19 protein-coding genes are annotated in these 18140 nt (G+C 44.5%); 10 read left to right on the top strand and 9 right to left on the bottom strand.

Translation table 11 applies throughout. The annotated features are described in order from the left end of the window. Position 1 precedes the first annotated feature (1 nt). The 3 genes from FPZ42_RS17450 to FPZ42_RS17440 all read left to right on the top strand — a co-directional run bounded on the left by FPZ42_RS17450 (position 2) and on the right by FPZ42_RS17440 (position 2342). Positions 2-1213, top strand: coding sequence for a serine hydrolase domain-containing protein (locus FPZ42_RS17450; RefSeq protein ID WP_146273147.1), 1212 nt, complete (start codon positions 2-4; stop codon positions 1211-1213). A gap of 108 nt (positions 1214-1321) precedes the next feature. Then, positions 1322-1636: a YbaB/EbfC family nucleoid-associated protein gene (locus tag FPZ42_RS17445; protein WP_146273146.1), complete on the top strand. Its 315-nt coding sequence runs from the start codon at positions 1322-1324 to the stop codon at positions 1634-1636. Positions 1637-1664: 28 nt separating this feature from the next. Next, positions 1665-2342, top strand: a complete 678-nt coding sequence (locus FPZ42_RS17440; RefSeq protein WP_146273145.1) for a metal-dependent hydrolase — start codon at positions 1665-1667, stop codon at positions 2340-2342. 83 nt (positions 2343-2425) lie between these two features. Here FPZ42_RS17440 and FPZ42_RS17435 read toward each other — a convergent pair whose 3' ends face one another. The 4 genes from FPZ42_RS17435 to FPZ42_RS17420 all read right to left on the bottom strand — a co-directional run bounded on the left by FPZ42_RS17435 (position 2426) and on the right by FPZ42_RS17420 (position 6683). After that, complete coding sequence (locus tag FPZ42_RS17435) at positions 2426-2614, bottom strand: hypothetical protein (protein WP_146273144.1); 189 nt, start codon at positions 2612-2614, stop codon at positions 2426-2428. 87 nt (positions 2615-2701) lie between these two features. Continuing rightward, complete coding sequence (locus tag FPZ42_RS17430) at positions 2702-3964, bottom strand: glucose-1-phosphate adenylyltransferase (RefSeq protein ID WP_146273143.1); 1263 nt, start codon at positions 3962-3964, stop codon at positions 2702-2704. 3 nt (positions 3965-3967) lie between these two features. Then, complete coding sequence (locus FPZ42_RS17425; RefSeq protein WP_146273142.1) at positions 3968-5386, bottom strand: glycogen synthase; 1419 nt, start codon at positions 5384-5386, stop codon at positions 3968-3970. Between the two features lie 223 nt (positions 5387-5609). After that, on the bottom strand, positions 5610-6683 hold the full coding sequence (locus FPZ42_RS17420; RefSeq protein ID WP_146273141.1) for a sensor histidine kinase: 1074 nt from the start codon (positions 6681-6683) through the stop codon (positions 5610-5612). A 175-nt stretch (positions 6684-6858) separates the two neighbouring features. Between FPZ42_RS17420 and efp the strand changes: the two genes are divergently transcribed. The 4 genes from efp (at position 6859) to rmuC (ending at position 9535) form a co-directional block, all read left to right on the top strand. Beyond that, positions 6859-7422 (top strand): elongation factor P, encoded by a 564-nt coding sequence (gene efp, locus FPZ42_RS17415; protein WP_146273140.1) that lies wholly within the window; start codon positions 6859-6861, stop codon positions 7420-7422. A gap of 176 nt (positions 7423-7598) precedes the next feature. Further along, entirely contained in the window at positions 7599-7853 is a 255-nt protein-coding gene (locus FPZ42_RS17410; RefSeq protein ID WP_146273139.1) for a hypothetical protein, read from the top strand. 4 nt (positions 7854-7857) lie between these two features. After that, positions 7858-8103 carry a hypothetical protein gene (locus tag FPZ42_RS17405; protein ID WP_146273138.1) on the top strand — a complete coding sequence of 82 codons (246 nt, stop codon included), beginning with the start codon at positions 7858-7860 and terminating at the stop codon, positions 8101-8103. A 58-nt stretch (positions 8104-8161) separates the two neighbouring features. After that, positions 8162-9535 carry a DNA recombination protein RmuC gene (gene rmuC / locus FPZ42_RS17400; protein ID WP_146273137.1) on the top strand — a complete coding sequence of 458 codons (1374 nt, stop codon included), beginning with the start codon at positions 8162-8164 and terminating at the stop codon, positions 9533-9535. Positions 9536-9570: 35 nt separating this feature from the next. Here the strand turns inward: rmuC and FPZ42_RS17395 are convergent, their stop codons facing one another. The 4 genes from FPZ42_RS17395 to FPZ42_RS17380 all read right to left on the bottom strand — a co-directional run bounded on the left by FPZ42_RS17395 (position 9571) and on the right by FPZ42_RS17380 (position 16532). Beyond that, positions 9571-11844 (bottom strand): Tex family protein, encoded by a 2274-nt coding sequence (locus tag FPZ42_RS17395; RefSeq protein WP_146273136.1) that lies wholly within the window; start codon positions 11842-11844, stop codon positions 9571-9573. A 470-nt stretch (positions 11845-12314) separates the two neighbouring features. Beyond that, on the bottom strand, positions 12315-15122 hold the full coding sequence (polA, locus tag FPZ42_RS17390; RefSeq protein ID WP_146273135.1) for a DNA polymerase I: 2808 nt from the start codon (positions 15120-15122) through the stop codon (positions 12315-12317). A 348-nt stretch (positions 15123-15470) separates the two neighbouring features. Then, on the bottom strand, positions 15471-16025 hold the full coding sequence (locus FPZ42_RS17385) for a DNA-3-methyladenine glycosylase I (RefSeq protein ID WP_146273134.1): 555 nt from the start codon (positions 16023-16025) through the stop codon (positions 15471-15473). 162 nt (positions 16026-16187) lie between these two features. Continuing rightward, a complete protein-coding gene (locus FPZ42_RS17380; RefSeq protein WP_146273133.1) occupies positions 16188-16532 on the bottom strand; it encodes a carboxymuconolactone decarboxylase family protein in 345 nt (114 codons plus the stop codon). Positions 16533-16648: 116 nt separating this feature from the next. Between FPZ42_RS17380 and FPZ42_RS17375 the strand changes: the two genes are divergently transcribed. From FPZ42_RS17375 to FPZ42_RS17365, 3 genes are read left to right on the top strand one after another with little or no spacing between them, the layout of a single operon-like run. Then, positions 16649-17038 carry a VOC family protein gene (locus FPZ42_RS17375; protein ID WP_146273132.1) on the top strand — a complete coding sequence of 130 codons (390 nt, stop codon included), beginning with the start codon at positions 16649-16651 and terminating at the stop codon, positions 17036-17038. Further along, complete coding sequence (locus FPZ42_RS17370) at positions 17038-17400, top strand: VOC family protein (RefSeq protein ID WP_146273131.1); 363 nt, start codon at positions 17038-17040, stop codon at positions 17398-17400. The genes FPZ42_RS17375 and FPZ42_RS17370 overlap by 1 nt, the downstream gene beginning before the upstream one ends. Before the next feature lie 52 nt (positions 17401-17452). Further along, positions 17453-17824 (top strand): hypothetical protein, encoded by a 372-nt coding sequence (locus FPZ42_RS17365; protein ID WP_146273130.1) that lies wholly within the window; start codon positions 17453-17455, stop codon positions 17822-17824. Here the strand turns inward: FPZ42_RS17365 and FPZ42_RS17360 are convergent. After that, on the bottom strand, positions 17805-18140 hold the full coding sequence (locus tag FPZ42_RS17360) for an MGMT family protein (RefSeq protein WP_146273129.1): 336 nt from the start codon (positions 18138-18140) through the stop codon (positions 17805-17807). The two genes, FPZ42_RS17365 and FPZ42_RS17360, sit on opposite strands and share 20 nt — an antisense overlap.

The raw sequence follows: 18140 nt of genomic DNA, 5'->3' as shown, positions 1-18140 counted from the left end.
TATGAGACAAGTGTGTTCTACTGTCATTTCCTTTGCTTTTTCTTTGATTTCCTTATCTGCGTGCCATTCAAACCCGGGCCATAATAAACCCGGCGAGGCCGACAATGGAAAGCCATTTAATCCCACCGAGATACTTAAGTATAACCCGAAAGACGGTGATAAAAAGATAGCGGAGTTTATGGAGCACCTTCACAGGGTAAGCGGCTTCAACGGCAATGTGCTTGTTGCCAAAAAAGGTAAAATAATTTATGAAGGTTCTTATGGCTGGGCCAACCATTTAACCCGCGATAGCTTAAAACTTAGCTCTCAGTTTGAGCTTGCATCGGTTAGTAAAACAATGACCGGCACCGCCATTATGCAGTTGTGGGAACGCGGAAAAATAAAGCTTGACCAGGATGTGCGCGACTTTTTCCCTGATTTTCCTTATGAAGGTGTAACCATTCGCCTGTTACTCACACACCGCAGCGGTATGATGAACTACGTGTATTTTGTAGACAACATTTATCGCACACAACACCTAAACCAAAAGAAAGGCTTAACCAACCAGGAAGCTATGGCAATGATAGCCAAATACAAACCGGCCCGTTTTAATAAACCAAACGCCAGTTTCCTGTACAACAACAGCAACTTTATGGTGCTGGGTGCCATTATTGAAAAGGTAAGCGGCCAAACCTACGCCGATTATATGAAAGAGAACATCTTTAAACCAGCTGGTATGACACACACAGCCGTTTACTCAAAGGCGGTTTATGATAAGATACCTGTTGATGTTGTTGGTCATGATCGTAATAGCTGGAGATATTCTGTAGCGCAAAATTTCTTAGACGGCCCGGTGGGCGATAAAGGTATTTACAGTACTGTGGGTGACCTTTTTGTGTTCGACCAGGCGCTTAAGGCGGGCAAACTGATAAAACCTGCTACGCAAGATTCTGCTTATACCGCCCATAACCCTATGATACGTGGCCACTTTAGTTACGGCTATGGATGGCGGATATTTGAATCGCCGGGGCAAAAGGTGGTTTACCACACCGGCTGGTGGCATGGTTTCAGGCATATTTATCTGCGCGATCTTAAAAACGATGTTACCATTGTTTTGTTAGGTAATATGGTAAACGGCAGCTTGCTGCACCTGGATGATCTGTTTAAAATGACAGGCATGCCTATTGTACGCAAAGGGGCCTACAACGGTGCCGGAGATACGGCGGAGGATTAAAGCTCGCCCCCCAGCCCCCTAAAGGGGGAGTAGGATTAAAATGGATAAGACAATTAACTCAAAATATTAACTTTTATTTCCCCTTTAGGGGAATAGGGGGCAAACATTATGTTCGATAAATTAATGGAAGCCCAGCAAAAGGCTGGCGAAGTAAAGAAAAGATTAGATGCCATTACAGTTACCGGTACTGCAGAAGGTGGCAAGATAACCGTTCAGGCAAACGGTAACAAGGTTGTTAGATCAATTGCTATTGATGAGGAATTTTTGAAAGAAGCCGGTAAAGAGGAGCTTGAAGAACTACTTGTAGTTGCTGTGAACAAAGCCTTAGAACAAGCTGAGAATGTTAGCCAGAGTGAAATGGCTGCCATGACCAGTGCAATGTTAGGCGGGATGGGTGGCCTCGGTAATCTTTTTGGCAAATAAGTTGCAGTACATCTTTTAAAACAATACTATGAAACTTACATATTATGGTCAGTCTACACTGGAGATAGTTGTTGACGGTAAGACCTTGTTATTTGATCCGTTCATAACCGGCAACCCCTTAGCAAAAGATGTTGACGTTAATACACTAAAACCAGATTTTATCCTGGTATCGCACGGCCATGGCGACCATGTTGGTGACCTGGTTGATATTGCCAAACGCACAGGTGCAAAAGTTATTTGCATTGCAGAAATTGCTAACTGGTTGGGCAACCAGGGTGTTGAAAATGTACACGGCATGAATATTGGCGGTGCTTTTAACTTTGATTTCGGTCGCGTTAAAATGGTAAACGCCATTCACTCAAGCGCACTGCCCGATGGCTCAAATGGTGGCAACCCTGCAGGTTTTGTGGTCTACGGCGGAAGCAAAACCGTCTATTTTGCAGGTGACACAGCCCTAACTTACGACATGAAGTTACTGGAAGATGAAAACATCGACTGGGCGCTGTTGCCAATTGGCGATAACTACACCATGGGTGCCGATGATGCAATTAAGGCTGCAGCATTTGTTAACTGTAAAAACATTGTAGGTATACACTATGATTCGTTCCCGGTTATCAAGATCAACAAAGATGAAGTAGCCGAGAAATTCCTTAAAGCAGGCTTAAATCTTAAGCTGCCTGCAATTGGCGAAAGTATAGAGTTGTAATTAAAACAATCTCCAAACAGAAATGGCCCCGAAGTTTTTTGGGGCCATTTCTGTTTGAATAAGATAGTTCACAAAGTTAAAGATTACATTTTCGTGGTGTCTTTCTTCATTTTAGAGGAATCGGTCCACATTTTTTTGCTTTTCTTCATCTTCTTTTTGTGCTCTTTTTTCATCTTGGTTGTGTCTTGCTGGGTTTGCATTGGCGCTGCAAAAGCGTTAATACTTCCAAACGAAATAGCAGCAATGGCGATGGTTGCAATTGTCTTTTTCATGGTTAGTTAATTTAAGTTTTTAAGTTTCTCTACTTGTACTACAAATTAACCAGCATTTAGTGTTCTGTCTTATTAATTAAATTTATGTTAAATTACTGTGCCATTTGGTATAACAGCACGCTTCTTTATAATAACTATCCCGTCTACAACAGTATACGTTGGGTAATCGCCATCTGGTAGCTTGCTGCCGCAATTAATGGTCACGTTGTCGCCTATGTAGGTATTTTTATCTATGATGGCATTTTTTATACAGCACCTGTCGCCAATACCCATTGCCGGCGTACCATTTTGTTTGGATAGTTCTATCTCATCAAGGTTTTGATAGCTGTCGCTACCCATCACATAACAATTCTCTATCTGCGAATTAAAGCCTATACGGGTACGGATACCTATTATAGAACGTTTAACCAGGCTTGCGTTAATGATACAACCATCGGCAATAATAGATTTTTCCATAGTGGTGCCCGATATTTTAGTTGGCGGCAACATACGTGCACGGGTAAATATCTGGTTGCTGTTAAACAGGTTAAACTGCGGAATATCATCAGTAAGGCCAAGGTTGGCATCAAAGAAAGATGGTATGGTACCAATATCTGTCCAGTAACCTTCGTATTGGTAGCTTACTACTTTATGCCCTACTATAGACTGCGGGATGATCTCTTTACCAAAGTCAGTTTCTTCTGTGCTTTCTAACAGTTCGTATAAAAGCTTTTTATTAAAGATGTAGATACCCATTGATGCAAGGTATAAACGCCCTTGCGCCTTCATCTCATCACTCACTTCTGATACAAGGTCTTCAAAATCTGTTTTAGGCTTTTCAACAAAAGAAGTGATCAGGCTGTTCTCATCCGTTTTTAAGATACCAAAGCCGGGAACATCATTGGCGTGTACCGGGATAGTTGCAATAGAGATGTCTGCTTCCTTTTCGATATGCTGCTGTATCATTTCATGGAAATCCATCTGATACAACTGGTCGCCTGATAGGATCAGCACATACTCAAAATCGTGTACGTTAAGGTGGTGAAGGCTTTGCCTAACCGCATCTGCCGTACCCTGGAACCAATGCCCGCTTGTTGGCGTTTGCTCGGCCGCCAAAATATCAACAAAAGCCTTACTGAAAGTGCTAAAGTGATAGGTGTTTTTGATGTGCTTATTTAGCGATGCCGAGTTAAACTGCGTTAGCACGAATATCCTGTCAATACCCGAGTGCAGGCAGTTAGAGATAGGAATATCCACCAAACGATATTTACCGGCAATGGGTACAGCGGGTTTAGAACGGGTTTGGGTTAGAGGTGCTAAGCGGCTGCCCTGCCCGCCTCCAAGTACAATACTGATTACTTTCGATGTCATATCTTAAGAAATTAAACTTTGGTACAGATCTGTGTATTCTTTTGCCGAACGTCCCCACGAAAAATCCAATGCCATCATCCGCTTACGCAGTGTTTGCAATTTACGGCTATCTTTATATAAATCTATTGCCCGGTTTATTGATGAGCAGATGTCATCTACGCTTACCTGGTCAAAACGTATGCCGTAACCGCCCTCATCGCCAAAATCTATAACGGTATCGCGCAAGCCCCCGGTGCTGCGCACCATTGGTAACGTGCCGTAACGCATTGCATACATTTGGTTTAAGCCGCAGGGCTCTACACGAGATGGCATCAGTAAAAAATCTGAACCTGCATATACCAGGTGCGCCAGTGATTCATCATAACCAATGAAAATTGCACACTGTGCCGGATAGGTTTCCTTTAATTGCTTCAAACCCTCCTCGGTTTCTGCATCGCCGGTACCTAAAACTAAAAAGTTAACTGTATCGCCGTGTTCTTCAATACTTCTTTCAATAGCGGCCGGTAAAAGGTCTGAGCCTTTTTCATCAACCAAACGGCCTATAAAAGCTACCAAAGGTTTCGCTTTGTCAATTTCAAAACGCTGGCACAAAGCGGCTTTATTAGCGGCTTTACCCTTAGTAACCGTAGTTGCATTATAATGTGAAGGCAGCATTGGATCAGTAGCAGGGTTCCAAACTTCGGTATCTATACCGTTTAATATGCCTACACCTTTTTGCCCTTCTATATAAAATAAATACTCCAGCCCATTGCTGCTTTTGGTAAGCTCGTATAAATAACTTGGGGAAACAGTGGTATACTTCCAGCAGCATTTAACGGCTGATGCCAGCGGATTGATACCGCCAGCCCATTCAAGCAGGCCGGTCTTATAAAAGTCAACTTCGGGTAAAAGCTCCAATCTATCCCAGCCAAAAGCGCCATGGTACTGTCCGTTATGGATAGTGAACACTGTAGGGATATGGGCCAGGCTTGTGTATAACGCCGAATGGTACATCATAAACGGTATTAACCCTGAATGATGATCATGGCAATGTACTATATCAGGCTTTTGGCCGCTCCAGTTTATCCAATCTAAAAAGCAAAGCTGAAAGGCCAGGAACTGGTCGCGCTCGTCGGGGTAGCTGTAAACATTCTCCCGGTCTAACAATCCCGGTATTTTTATCAGGTATAGTTCAAAACCAAGTTTATCGCTTTGTTCTTTTAAAATCTCAAAATAGATCCGGCGTGTGCCAAGTAACGATGTTCCCTGAAAAACAATATCAAACTGGCTTTCGTGCACAAATTTGCGATTGTAAAAAGGCATCACAACTGCCGCCTGCAAACCTGCCTGGTTCTGGTGCTTTGGCAGCGCACCAACAACATCGGCAAGGCCGCCAACTTTGGCAACAGGATAACACTCGGCACTTAAATGGAATATTCTCATTTGGGTGGATATAGGGGTTAAGGTACTAAACATTTCCCCAAATGAACAAACAGATAATCTTAAAAATAAGTTTAAAATTCTGCTATAATTTAATCAAAAGTAGCTCTTGTTTGCCATTTATGTAGATTGGCTGTTACAGTTGGAAAGGTAAGATATAGCGCTTTGCAACCTTGTTGAAAAGCGAACAATAAATTCGAAAGGAAAGTTGATAGAAGGATTATAACTACCCCCGGAAAGACAGTGTAAATGTTGCGCCTTTGCTCGGCTGGCTATCCAGGGTAATGCTGCCACCTAAACTGGTAATGTGGCTATGAACCAAATACAAGCCTATGCCCTTACTGTCATCGTTTTGATGAAACTGCTGGTTAAGCCCAAACAGCTTACTTCCAATGGCAGGAAGATCAAACCCGATACCGTTGTCTTCAAATAACAACTGTTTAACGCCATTCACTATGTCCGTTCTTATCCTTATCTCGGCTTTTAAACCAGGCTTAGCGTATTTAATTGAATTGGTCATGAGGTTTAGGAAGATGCTCTCCATATAACACTCATTAAACTCAACCGTATCCCACATGGTAAAATCTGAAACGATAGTTGTACCTGATGCACTGATCAACGAGCTGATAGATAACATTACCGAGTCTATAATATCAGTTAAACAAACTTGTGTTTTGCTGGTAATTAAAGTTGATTGCCCTTTCAACCCATCAACATAACCATTAAGCATCTCGCGAAGATTGCCCACGGCAGATTGCATCACATCAATAAATTCCAGGGTTTCTGTGTCCCGTATCTTTGACCTGTCGAGCATGCTGAATATGGCAATAAGGTTATTAACCGGTGATCGCATGTTGTGTGATGTTGCATACGTTAGCTGCCTTAGATCCTGGTTTAAGGTGGTCAGATCTTTGATAAGGCCGTTGCGTTCTTCTTCAATTTTCTTTTTATGCGTAATATTTTTTGCAATGGCATAAACCGTTTGCGTGTCATCATCGGGTATTGACGTCCATGACAACCAAACCGTATCTCCACTTTTGGTGAGATAACGGTTTTCAAAATTTAGAAGGGGGATTCGGTTATGCAGGTTAACACGATGTTGTTGTGTCAAGTGCTGGTCTTGCGGGTGTACAAATTCATTAACAGGCTTTGAGAGTAGCTCCTGTTCACTAAAACCAAGTGTGCTTACAACAGCAGGATTCACCTTTTTGAAATATCCGTCGTATCCGGCAATGCAAAGCAGATCGGCAGAAAGTTCAAAAAACAGTTCAGCATTATATGTAGCAACCTCAACAGGCATGTTAATTTGTGATAAGTACTATGTTATTGTTAGAGGGGGATTATTGCATTATACGGCGGCACTTAAATTAGGTTACAACTTTTTGAGGTGAAGCTGCAAATGAGTAATCTTTGAAATCCATCTGTCTTAATTTAAAAGATTTACCTAATTTTGCCCCTCAATTATAATAAGTTATATGGCTAAAGCATCTGATGTAAAAAATGGTAATATTCTGCGCTTTAATGGCGAGCTGGTACAGGTAGAAGAATTTATACACCGCACACCGGGTAACCTTCGCGCTTTTTACCAAGCACGTATGCGTAACGTAAAAACCGGTAAATTGGTTGAGTACCGTTTCCGTACCGACGAAGAGGTAGATATTGCCCGTGTTGAAACCAATGATTATCAATACCTGTATGAAGATGGCGATTCATTAGTGATAATGGACAACACCTCGTACGATCAGCATAATGTACCCAAAGCGCTTTTTGGGCCTGCCGTTAAGTTCCTGAAAGAAGGAATGAACGTGATTGTTGCCTTTGAAAGTGATGAACCTATTATGGGCCAGATACCAAATTCGGCTGAGCTAGAGATCACCTACACTGAACCCGCTGTAAAAGGCGACACCTCAAGCGGCGCTTTGAAAATGGCAACAGTTGAAACTGGTGCTGAGATCCGCGTTCCGTTGTTCATCAATATTGGTGATAAAGTAAAGGTTGATACCGCTACCGGTTCTTACGTAGAGCGAGTGAAAGCGTAATAATCTGAGCAAAGTAATAATGAAAGTCCCGGCAAACAGTCGGGACTTTTTTATTTCATCTTATGCCTCTGCCGCTTAGCGATAAAAGACGCGTTTGCTTCAGCGATCCATAACTTTCATTTTAATTAAAACATGCCCCGTAACTGTTTGTACTATAATTACTAATAAGTTAGAGCATGAGAAAGCTGTTTATATATTTAGCGGTGTTGGCAGTTACTTCACTGGCGGCTTGCAAAGGAAACTCAACCGGGCAAACCGGCGGCGCAAAGGCTGATTCTGGCGCTACCAACGTTGGCAGTTCAGGGGCGACACCTGATAGCGCCGGCCAATCAGGCACCAGTTCTCCTACACCGGCAGGCACATCTGGTACCGATACCAGTACCACGGGTAAAGGTGTTACTAACCCTACAGTAGACACAACCAAAAAATAGGATGATGAAAAAGCGTATTTTATATTTCTGTATTGCAGGTATGGTAAGCCTTGCTGCATGCAAAGGGAACGGTTCAAAATCAGCATCAGACACAAGTGCTGCAGATAGCGGACAAGAACATGTTGGCAACCAATCTCCTACCGACACCGGAAAATTACCTGCAACGCCTGTTGAAACCGGTGGTAAAGATTCTACAGGTAATGGCGCAGGCACAACCAATATGCCTAAAGACACGGTGAAAACCCATTAGCCTGCTTTTTTAGCAATTATAAATTACCTACATTCGTTTTGCTAAAAATATTATCAGAATGAATGAGGTGATTTATGCCGTTTGCGGGTTGCTGGCTGGAGCGATATTAACCTTTGTTTTTAAGAAAGGGGCAACCGCCGGTATACCTTTGGCAGATGCCGACCGGTCACGCGCAGAAATTGAGCAACTGAAAATTGCCCTTGCCCGGGCGGAAGAAAAAGCGAGCAACGTATCGGCCGAAAAGGAAAACATAGTGGCGCATTTTAAGGATGCCCAAACCAGACTTTTGGATGAACTTTCATACGAGCGCTCTCAGCTGGCACAGGTTAACCAGTCTTTAGAGTCGTCCCGTTCTTACTTTAAGGCTCAACAGGAGAAACTTTCCGAACAAAAGCAGGAGATTGAAAATACCCGTCTCCATTTTCAACGCGAGTTTGAGAACATAGCCGAGAAATTGCTGAAAGAAAAATCGCGCGAATTTACAGATTTAAACAAAAACAGTATTCATGCTTTACTTAATCCGCTTAAGGACAATATCAAACAATTTGAGGAGAAGGTAGATAAGGTTTACAACATGGAAGCTGCCGAGCGTAATACCTTAAAAGGTGTTATTACGCAGTTGATGGAACTGAACCAGACCATTAGCGCAGAGGCATCAAATTTAACGAGGGCGCTAAAGGGCGACAACAAAAAGCAAGGCAACTGGGGCGAGGTGATACTGGAAAAAGTTTTGGAAAGAAGCGGTTTGCTGCGCGACCGCGAGTATCGTATACAAGCCAGTTTGAACAGTACCGACGGAGGCCGCTTCCAGCCCGACGTGATCATTGATCTTCCGGACAATAAGCACCTGATAATAGATTCAAAGGTGTCATTGATAGCTTATGAGCGCCTGGTGAATGCCGAAACCGAAGAAGAGCGTAAGTTATACTCAAAAGGCCATGTCGAATCCATCCGCGGGCATGTGCACAACCTTTCATCAAAGAACTACCACGATCTGCACCAGGTAAACTCGCCTGATTTTGTCCTGTTGTTTGTGCCAATAGAATCATCGTTCAGTTTTGCCGTACAGCTGGATGCCGAGTTGTTTAGCGATGCCTGGGAAAAACGGGTAGTTATTGTTAGCCCGAGCACGCTTCTTGCAACCTTGCGCACTATTGCCAGCATGTGGAAACAGGAACGCCAAAACCGTAACGTTATGGAGATAGCCCGCCTTAGCGGCACCATGTACGATAAGTTTGTTGGCTTTGTGAGCGACATGGAAAGCATTGGCAAAAACATTGGCCAAACGCAAACCGCATACGCCAATGCTTTTAACAAACTAACTGATGGTACCGGGAACCTTACCGTCACGGCCGAGAAAATCAAAAAATTAGGTGCAAAGGCAAATAAGCAAATAGATAACAGGTATTTGGATGAAGGCGAAGCCCAATGAACTTACATCTCAGTAATGATTTGATTAATCGTCCATTATTTAAACTTCCCCTTCAACGCAGCTAACTTAATAGCCATATCCGTCTCCGGCTCCTGCCTTTGCTGAGGGCGCTGGTTGAATGGCTTGTTAGCTGGGCGGTGCTCTTTAGGGCGATTATTCTGGCTATTGGTATTCGGTTCGCGCTTTTCGCTTTCCTTCATGCTGAGGGAAATGCGCTTGCGGTTCACATCAACTTCGGTAACAGTTACTTCAACCTGTTGGTGAACTTTTAAAACCTCATTTGGATCTTTTATAAAACGATTTGTTATCTGGCTCAAATGCACCAAACCATCCTGGTGAACGCCGATATCAACAAAGGCACCAAAATTAGTGATGTTGGTTACGATGCCCGGCAATTTCATGCCCACTTTTAGATCATTAATATCATTTACACCATCCGTAAAACTAAACGCCTCGAACTGCTCGCGCGGGTCGCGGCCGGGTTTGGCCAGCTCGGCGATGATATCGTTAAGTGTTGGTAAGCCCACGGTATCCGAAATGTATTTTTGTAGAGGGATAGAAGCGCGTAGCTTTTGGTCGCGCATCAGGTCGCGTACGCTGCATTTGAGGTCGGCGGCCATTTGTTCTACCAGGGCATAACGCTCGGGGTGAACGGCGCTTTCATCAAGCGGGTTCTCCGCTCCGCGAATGCGTAGGAAACCTGCTGCTTGCTCAAATGCTTTATCGCCCAAACGAGCCACTTTCTTTAACTGGTTACGTTGTTTAAAAGCACCATTTTGGTTACGGTAATCTACAATGTTTTGCGCCAGTTGCGGCCCAAGGCCTGAGATGTACGCCAGGATCTGTTTTGATGCCGTATTCAGCTCGACACCTACAGCGTTCACACAGCTGATAACGGTATCGTCCAGTGAGGTTTGTAATTTGTTTTGGTCCACATCATGCTGGTACTGGCCTACGCCGATGGATTTCGGGTCGATCTTTACCAGCTCGGCCAGCGGATCCATCAGCCTGCGACCGATAGATACGGCACCACGCACGGTAACATCCTGGTCAGGAAATTCCTCGCGGGCCACGTCAGATGCCGAGTAGATAGAAGCGCCGCTCTCGTTCACCATCACGATGGTTGCACCCTGCAGGTTCAGCTTGCGAACAAAAACCTCAGTCTCGCGGCCGGCAGTACCATTACCAATAGCAATGGCTTCTATATCGTATTTTTTAAACAGGTGCTCAACAGTTTTCTCCGCCTCGCGGGCCTGGCCGGCACCGGTATGCGGGAAGATGGCTGTGTATTCTAACAGTTTCCCCTGCTCATCCAAACAAACTACCTTACAACCCGTACGGAAGCCCGGGTCGATAGCCATCATGCGTTTTTGACCAAGCGGTGCACCAAGCAATAACTGGCGGGCGTTCTCCGCAAAAACACGGATAGCTTCTTCGTCTGCATTTTTTTTGGTAAATAGGCGGATCTCAGTCTCCATCGATGGTTTAAGCAAACGCTTGTAACCATCGGCGATAGCCAGTTTCATTTGTGCTGCAGCGGCGTTGTTGGCACTGATGAACTCGCGCTTTAACAGGTCAATGGCATCTTCTTCCGTAGGTTTGATATCCAGCCATAGGATCTCTTCCTTTTCGCCGCGGCGCATGGCTAATACGCGGTGTGATGGCGCCGATTTAACCGGCTCCGTCCACTCGAAATAGTCTTTGTACTTGATGCCTGCTTCCTCTTTGCCCGGTATAACTTTTGACTCAAATACACCTTTCTCTGTAAACAGCTGGCGCATCATGGATCGTGTTTCGGCATGCTCACTGATGTATTCGGCAATGATATCGCGGGCGCCGGCCAAAGCGTCAGCGGCATCTTTCACGCCTTTTTCTTCGTCGATATATTTGGCAGCTTCATTTTCTACGTCGAAAGTTTTTTGCGCCAAAATCGCATCTGCCAATGGCTGCAGGCCTTTTTCGCGGGCTGCGGTTGCGCGGGTTTTGCGTTTAGGGCGATATGGCAGGTAAATATCCTCTAACAATACCATGGTTTCGGCAGCGTTGATCTGTTGCTCCAACTCGGGCGTAAGTTTGCCAAGGTCGGCCAGTGATTTCAGGATGGCTTCGCGGCGTTTATCCAGATCGCGCAGTTGTTGCACGCGGTCGCGGATGTCGGCTACCTGCACCTCATCCAAACTGCCGGTAAGTTCTTTACGGTAACGTGATATAAAGGGAACCGTTGCACCTTCATCAAGCAGAGCAATTGTTGCCGCTACCTGTTTGCTGCCAACAGAAAGTTCCTGTGCTATTTTTATATTGTATTCCATTTTGGTTTGTGATTTCGCCGATTATTTGAGGATTGCACCGATGCAATTTCAAAATACCAGGACTGCGAAGTTGGGGGTAATTGGGAAGAAATGCAATTGAAAAATTACTGTCTAATGCATTTCACTGGTTGCGGGTAGCCTCTAAGAGGCAAAAGTTAATGTATTTGTTTTTGCTACAAAGCGGTAACCTCTAATGAGGTATGCCAAGCAAATGATTTGGTAGGCTTGGTCAGCTATTTATACCCTTTGCCAAATCTGTTCCTTAGAGACTACCGCTTTGTAGAGAAATCCATTTATTGCGGTGTGGCAATCTCTAACGAGATATGACTGACAATAAGTTTTCTGAGCTTGATTATCTACTTACACCCATTGCCAAATCTGTCCCGTAGGGACTACCGCTTTGTAGGAAATATATAAGAAACGAATTTTGCTCCGTAAGGAGCAACCCTTAATCACTTTGCTCAGAAAAATTAATGCGCTTCCAGCCAATTTAACCCCGTACCTATCTCCACCATAATCGGTACTTCGGTTTTGATGGCGTTCTTCATGTTTTCGGTGATGATGGGTTTCATGATCTCCAGCTCGCTTTTTACAACATCAAACACCAACTCATCATGCACCTGCATGGTCATTTTTGATTGCAGGTTTTTGGCCTTCATTTCGCGATGAATGTTGATCATGGCTATCTTGATCATATCCGCTGCAGAGCCTTGTATCGGTGCGTTGATGGCATTTCGTTCTGCAAAGCCACGTACTGTTGCATTGGCCGAATTAATATCCCTCAGGTAACGGCGGCGGCCCATCAGGGTGGTTACGTAACCATTCTCCCGGGCAAAATTCATGGTATCGCTCATGTACTGTTTAATGCCCGGGTATTGCGCAAAATACTGTTCGATGATATCGGCAGCCTCCTTACGCGGGATGCCCAGGTTTTGCGATAGACCAAATGCCGACTGCCCGTAAATAATACCGAAGTTAACGGCTTTGGCGTTGCGGCGCTGCGTGCTATCCACTTTCTCTAAAGCCACGCCATAAACTTTGGCGGCAGTAGCGGTGTGGATATCCACATTATCGATAAAAGCCTGGCGCATGTTAGGGTCCCTGCTTATCTCGGCAATGATGCGCAGCTCTATCTGCGAATAATCTGCAGATACGATGATGTGGTTCTCATCTCTTGGGATAAAGGCCTTGCGCACCTCGCGGCCACGCTCAGTGCGGATAGGTATGTTCTGCAGGTTAGGATTAGTTGAACTTAACCTGCCGGTTGCGGCCACAGCTTGGTTATATGAGGTATGCACACGACCAGTTTTGGCATTCACCATAGTTGGCAGCGCGTCTACATATGTTGATTTCAGCTTTTGCAACTGGCGGAAATCTAATATATCTCTTACAATGTCGCTCTTTGCAGCTAAGGCTAAAAGCACATCTTCGCCGGTTTGGTACTGACCGGTTTTGGTTTTCTTGGCTTTGGGATCAAGCATCAGCTTTTCAAACAATACCTCGCCCAATTGCTTTGGCGATGCAATGTTGAAACGCACGCCAGCCTTTTCATACACTGTTTTTTCCAGTTTGGCTATATCGGTTTCCAGTTCTTTGGAGAATTCGCGCAGTGTATCGTTATCAATTTTAACGCCTTCGTGTTCTATATCGGCCAATACGTAAATAAGCGGGTTCTCTATTTGGTGAAGCAGTTTTTCGGCCTCCACTTCTTTTATCTTCGGCTCAAAAACGGTGCGGAGCTGCAGGGTTACATCGGCATCTTCGGCTGCGTAATCTTTTATTTTTTCAATCTCCACATCGCGCATGTTGCCCTGGTTTTTGCCTTTAGGACCTATCAACTCAGTAATTGAAACCGGTTTGTAGCTCAGATAATTTTCAGACAGGATATCCATATTGTGGCGGGTATCAGGGTCGATAACGTAATGCGCCATCATGGTATCAAAGAGGTCGCCCTTCATTTCCACATCATACCATTTTAGCATCAGGATGTCGAACTTGAGGTTCTGGCCTGTTTTGCCAATGTTAGCATCCTCAAATACAGGTTTAAATTCAGCAACTATTTTTTTGGCCTCGGCTTCATCATGAGGTACCGGCACGTACCATGCCTGGTGATGTTTCACTGCGAACGACAGGCCTACCAACTCGCAGAAGTTGGCATCGGTACCTGTGGTTTCAGTGTCAAAACAGATGTGCTTTTGCGCTTTAAGTATATCGATCAGTTCGGCGCGTTTTTCAAACGTATCGGCCAGAATGTATTCGTGCTCAATGGTATTGATGTTCTTGATCTCAACCGGTGCAGGCGGATCATAAATGTCCTGAACTTCGACCTCCAGGGTACGGCCGCCAGCAACGGGGTTGCCAAACAGATCGGTTTGCACGGATGCGGCACGGGTTTCGGTAATACTGAAATCGTCGCCAAATACCCGGCGGCCCAGCGTACGGAACTCCAGCTCGGCAAAAAGCGGCTCCAGCAGGTCTTTGCTTGGGGCGCACATTTCCAGGCCTGCCTCATTTAGTTCCACAGGAACGTTTAACAGAATAGTTGCTAATTTTTTTGAAAGGAGACCTTGCTCGGCGTAAGTTTCCACGTTCTCTTTCAACTTACCCTTCAACTCATGGCTGTGGGCAATAATGTTCTCCATGGAGCCATATTGCTTGATCAGTGCTTTCGCAGTTTTCTCGCCAATGCCCGGTATGCCGGGGATGTTATCCACTGCATCGCCCCAAAGGCCGAGGATATCTATAACCTGTTCTACGCGTTCAACCTCCCATTTTTTACAAACTTCTTCAACGCCCAATATCTCCATATCGTTACCCATACGGGCCGGTTTGTAGATACGGATGTTCTCTGATACAAGCTGCGCAAAATCCTTATCGGGCGTCATACAGTATACCTGGTAGCCTTTAGCCTCAGCTTTTTTGGCAAGGGTGCCTATGATGTCGTCGGCCTCGTAACCGTCAGAAGTGATCAGTGGAATATTAAAACCCAGCACTACGTTAAATATATACGGCATCGCTTTGGCCAGGTCCTCGGGCATAGCTTCGCGGTGCGCTTTATAATGAACGTAATCGGTATGGCGCTCGGTTGGTGCATCGGTGTCAAATACCACCGCCATGTGAGTAGGTTTTTCCTTTTTCAGAACATCGAGCAACGTATTGGTAAAACCCATTACAGCAGAGGTGTTTAAACCGCCCGATGTAAAACGCGGACTTTTACTTAACGCAAAATGGGCCCGGTATATCAGGGCCATACCGTCTAAAAGGAATAGCTTTTTCATGATTATTTTCTGGATGCACCGATTGTTGGATCGATCTCGCCGATGTATCAAAAGTACAATTTCATGGGATTAATATCGAACACCGAATAAGAAATGCTGAACACAGGTTTGTTCAAGATTATTTGAGAGCGTGTTGTAGAAATCGCGTTTACATCGACTCCCCCCGACATCGCTACGCTTCGTCACCCCTCTCTACGCAAGCGTAAAGAGGGGGGCTGTTTTAGCTTCTATTTTTCTCTTACCCTCTTTGCTGCTTGCAGCAGAGAGGGTGGTCCAGCGTAGCGTAGACCGGGTGAGTCAACTACACGGACGTGGCACTTAACACAAGAGGGCTTATTATGGCTCTCATTATCTAAAGCTACACTCAGGCACGTGGTCGTTCACCATGCCCGTGGCCTGCATAAAGGCGTAGCAGATGGTGGTGCCGAAGAATTTGAAGCCGCGCTTTTTCATGTCTTTAGCAATGGCGTCAGACTCGGGCGTGCTTACATGAGGGCCGGTATAGGCGGTTACAGGTTTACCATCAGGCATAAAACTATACAAGTATTTATCAAAAGAGCCAAACTCTTTCTGTATATCGATGAACAGCTGGGCGTTGCGGATAGCCGAACTGATCTTTAACCGGTTACGGATTATGCCTGCATCATTGAGCAAACGTTCCTTATCCTTGTCGGTAAAGACGGCAACTTTTTTTACATCGAAACCGGCGAAAGCTTTCCTGTAGTTATCGCGCCTACGCAATATGGTGATCCAACTTAGGCCTGCTTGCGCAGCCTCAAGGGTTAGAAACTCAAAGAATATTTTATCGTCGTGAACGGTTTTACCCCATTCTTTGTCATGGTATTCCATGTATAATGGGTCGGTACCGCACCAGGAGCAGCGGGTTAGTTCTTTAATTGACATACAATATATTTATATGTCATTGCGAGAGCGTAGCGACGTGGCAATCTCAGAGTACAAGTAGATATGCTGAGATTATTGATGTATATACCTTTAAGAATATGGTATCAATGAGCTCCCTACGGTCGGTTGTCCGCGCTATCGCTCGCAATGACATAGTGAAAGTTATAAACCATTTAACTCATCCCAATACTCAACCGCTCTTCGGTAGTGAGGGATCACAATTGAGCCGCCTACAAGATTCGCTATCATGAATACTTCGTTCATTTCATCGTTATTTACCCCAGCTTCATGGCATTTGCCAAGGTGATATTTGATACAGTCGTCGCAGCGAAGAACCATTGAGGCAACCAGCCCCAGCATTTCCTTGGTCTTTACATCCAAGACACCATCGGCATAAGTGGTGGTATCCAGCGCAAAAAAGCGTTTGATGTTGGTATTGGCGGTCTCCATTATCCTGTCGTTCATTTTGGTACGATAGGCTTCAAAATCGTTTATTAATTGTCCCATTTTATTAGTGATTGTGCCGATAGCTATCGGTATAGTAAATGCTAAATACGAAAGTAAAAATGTTTATTTGGCTGCAATAGCTTAAATCATAAATTTACTGCATAATTAAATACATCATGGAATCTTTATCACCCAACATTTTCGTTACCGATATCAAACAAACTGTTAATTTCTATAAAATTTTAGGCTTTACAACCGAAATGACCGTGCCCGAAGATGGAGAACATATGGTTTGGGCGATGATGAAAAATGGCAAAGTTACCTTTATGTTCCAAACACTTGCAAGCCTTGATGAATCAGATGATAATCTGCCCCACGTTTCCCGTACCAATGGCGGTTCATTGTTGCTTTACATCAGCGTTAAAGATATCAAGGCTTTGTTTGATAGAATAAAAAATAAAGTTACCGTGTTGAAAGCTCTCGAAAAGACCTTTTATGGCGCAACTGAGTTTACTATACTTGATAACAACAACTACGTTTTAACTTTTGCAGAGCACGACGCATAATGGTCCAATTTAAACGCCTCGATCACTTCCACGTTTGTGTACCACCCGAAAGGTTGGAAGAAGCAAAAATATTTTATGCCGATATTTTAGGGCTGGAATTGATAGATCGCCCCGATCACTTATTTTCATCAGCCGGTTATTGGTTTAACATAGGCAACGTGCAACTGCACATCGGTGTTGAACCTGCTTTGCCACACAGCATAAGGCACACCGCTTTTGAAGTTGAGGATGTTGATGTTGCACGCCAACTATTACAAGAAAACAATATCGAAATAGTTGAAGAACCCGTTATTCCCGGCCGCAAACGGTTTGCTTTTATTGATCCGTTTGGTAACCGCATGGAGTTATTACAACTAATATGAGTAATACAATCTGCATGGCCTGATTTCTGCGTATGTATGCAAAACGCGTACAATGAAGTTGATATCCCCCAAATTACACGGCATTATTGACTATATGCTCATCATTTTCCTGTTCATGTCGCCAGTGGCATTCAGCATGACCAGCGAAACCAGTGCGCAGGTTTACACTTTGGCGGTGGTGCAGATGTTGCTCACAATTGTTACCAATTATAGCTTCGGCATGTTTAGGGCTATACCATTAAAAGTACATGGTATCATAGAGCTATTGCTTTGTGTTGGGATGGTAGTTGCCGCTTTCACGATCTTTAAATATGATGAGCGCGCCCGGGGATATTATCTTGGCTTGGGGATCTTTTGGTTTATCGTAGTAGTGTTTTCTGACTATGATAAAAGCAGGGATGGAGTTAAAGCTCCAATTCTATAGCCGGATCCCAAAATAGTGCTTTAAAATTTTGCACCTGGTCTTCTTTTACTTCCACGCCTTCGCTTTCCAGCAGATCCTGCATAGTATTGCCGCCAAAATGGAATTTGCCTGTTAAAAGACCACTCCTGTTTACAACCCGGTGCGCCGGTACAGGTGGGTTTGCCGAACCGGCTACCTGCATGGCATAGCCAACAACCCTCGATGATCTTTTTGCGCCAAGATAGGAGGCGATAGCTCCGTATGAGGTTACTCTCCCTTTAGGTATCTGGCGAACCACATCATAAACGTTGTCGTAAAAGTTGTAGTCCTCTGCCAT

The sequence above is a fragment of the Mucilaginibacter achroorhodeus genome (assembly GCF_007846095.1).
Lineage (GTDB): Bacteria > Bacteroidota > Bacteroidia > Sphingobacteriales > Sphingobacteriaceae > Mucilaginibacter > Mucilaginibacter achroorhodeus.
Note: the sequence above shows the minus strand (reverse complement) of the source record. Positions and strands in the feature narration are given on the sequence as shown.

Excerpts from the sequence above, each read along its gene's own strand:
- FPZ42_RS17450 (WP_146273147.1), top strand. The coding sequence starts at position 2 with ATGAGACAAGTGTGTTCTACTGTCATTTCCTTTGCTTTTTCTTTGATT.
- FPZ42_RS17445 (WP_146273146.1), top strand. The coding sequence starts at position 1,322 with ATGTTCGATAAATTAATGGAAGCCCAGCAAAAGGCTGGCGAAGTAAAG.
- FPZ42_RS17440 (WP_146273145.1), top strand. The coding sequence starts at position 1,665 with ATGAAACTTACATATTATGGTCAGTCTACACTGGAGATAGTTGTTGAC.
- FPZ42_RS17435 (WP_146273144.1), bottom strand. The coding sequence starts at position 2,614 with ATGAAAAAGACAATTGCAACCATCGCCATTGCTGCTATTTCGTTTGGA.
- FPZ42_RS17430 (WP_146273143.1), bottom strand. The coding sequence starts at position 3,964 with ATGACATCGAAAGTAATCAGTATTGTACTTGGAGGCGGGCAGGGCAGC.
- FPZ42_RS17425 (WP_146273142.1), bottom strand. The coding sequence starts at position 5,386 with ATGAGAATATTCCATTTAAGTGCCGAGTGTTATCCTGTTGCCAAAGTT.
- FPZ42_RS17420 (WP_146273141.1), bottom strand. The coding sequence starts at position 6,683 with ATGCCTGTTGAGGTTGCTACATATAATGCTGAACTGTTTTTTGAACTT.
- efp (WP_146273140.1), top strand. The coding sequence starts at position 6,859 with ATGGCTAAAGCATCTGATGTAAAAAATGGTAATATTCTGCGCTTTAAT.
- FPZ42_RS17410 (WP_146273139.1), top strand. The coding sequence starts at position 7,599 with ATGAGAAAGCTGTTTATATATTTAGCGGTGTTGGCAGTTACTTCACTG.
- FPZ42_RS17405 (WP_146273138.1), top strand. The coding sequence starts at position 7,858 with ATGAAAAAGCGTATTTTATATTTCTGTATTGCAGGTATGGTAAGCCTT.
- rmuC (WP_146273137.1), top strand. The coding sequence starts at position 8,162 with ATGAATGAGGTGATTTATGCCGTTTGCGGGTTGCTGGCTGGAGCGATA.
- FPZ42_RS17395 (WP_146273136.1), bottom strand. The coding sequence starts at position 11,844 with ATGGAATACAATATAAAAATAGCACAGGAACTTTCTGTTGGCAGCAAA.
- polA (WP_146273135.1), bottom strand. The coding sequence starts at position 15,122 with ATGAAAAAGCTATTCCTTTTAGACGGTATGGCCCTGATATACCGGGCC.
- FPZ42_RS17385 (WP_146273134.1), bottom strand. The coding sequence starts at position 16,025 with ATGTCAATTAAAGAACTAACCCGCTGCTCCTGGTGCGGTACCGACCCA.
- FPZ42_RS17380 (WP_146273133.1), bottom strand. The coding sequence starts at position 16,532 with ATGGGACAATTAATAAACGATTTTGAAGCCTATCGTACCAAAATGAAC.
- FPZ42_RS17375 (WP_146273132.1), top strand. The coding sequence starts at position 16,649 with ATGGAATCTTTATCACCCAACATTTTCGTTACCGATATCAAACAAACT.
- FPZ42_RS17370 (WP_146273131.1), top strand. The coding sequence starts at position 17,038 with ATGGTCCAATTTAAACGCCTCGATCACTTCCACGTTTGTGTACCACCC.
- FPZ42_RS17365 (WP_146273130.1), top strand. The coding sequence starts at position 17,453 with ATGAAGTTGATATCCCCCAAATTACACGGCATTATTGACTATATGCTC.
- FPZ42_RS17360 (WP_146273129.1), bottom strand. The coding sequence starts at position 18,140 with ATGGCAGAGGACTACAACTTTTACGACAACGTTTATGATGTGGTTCGC.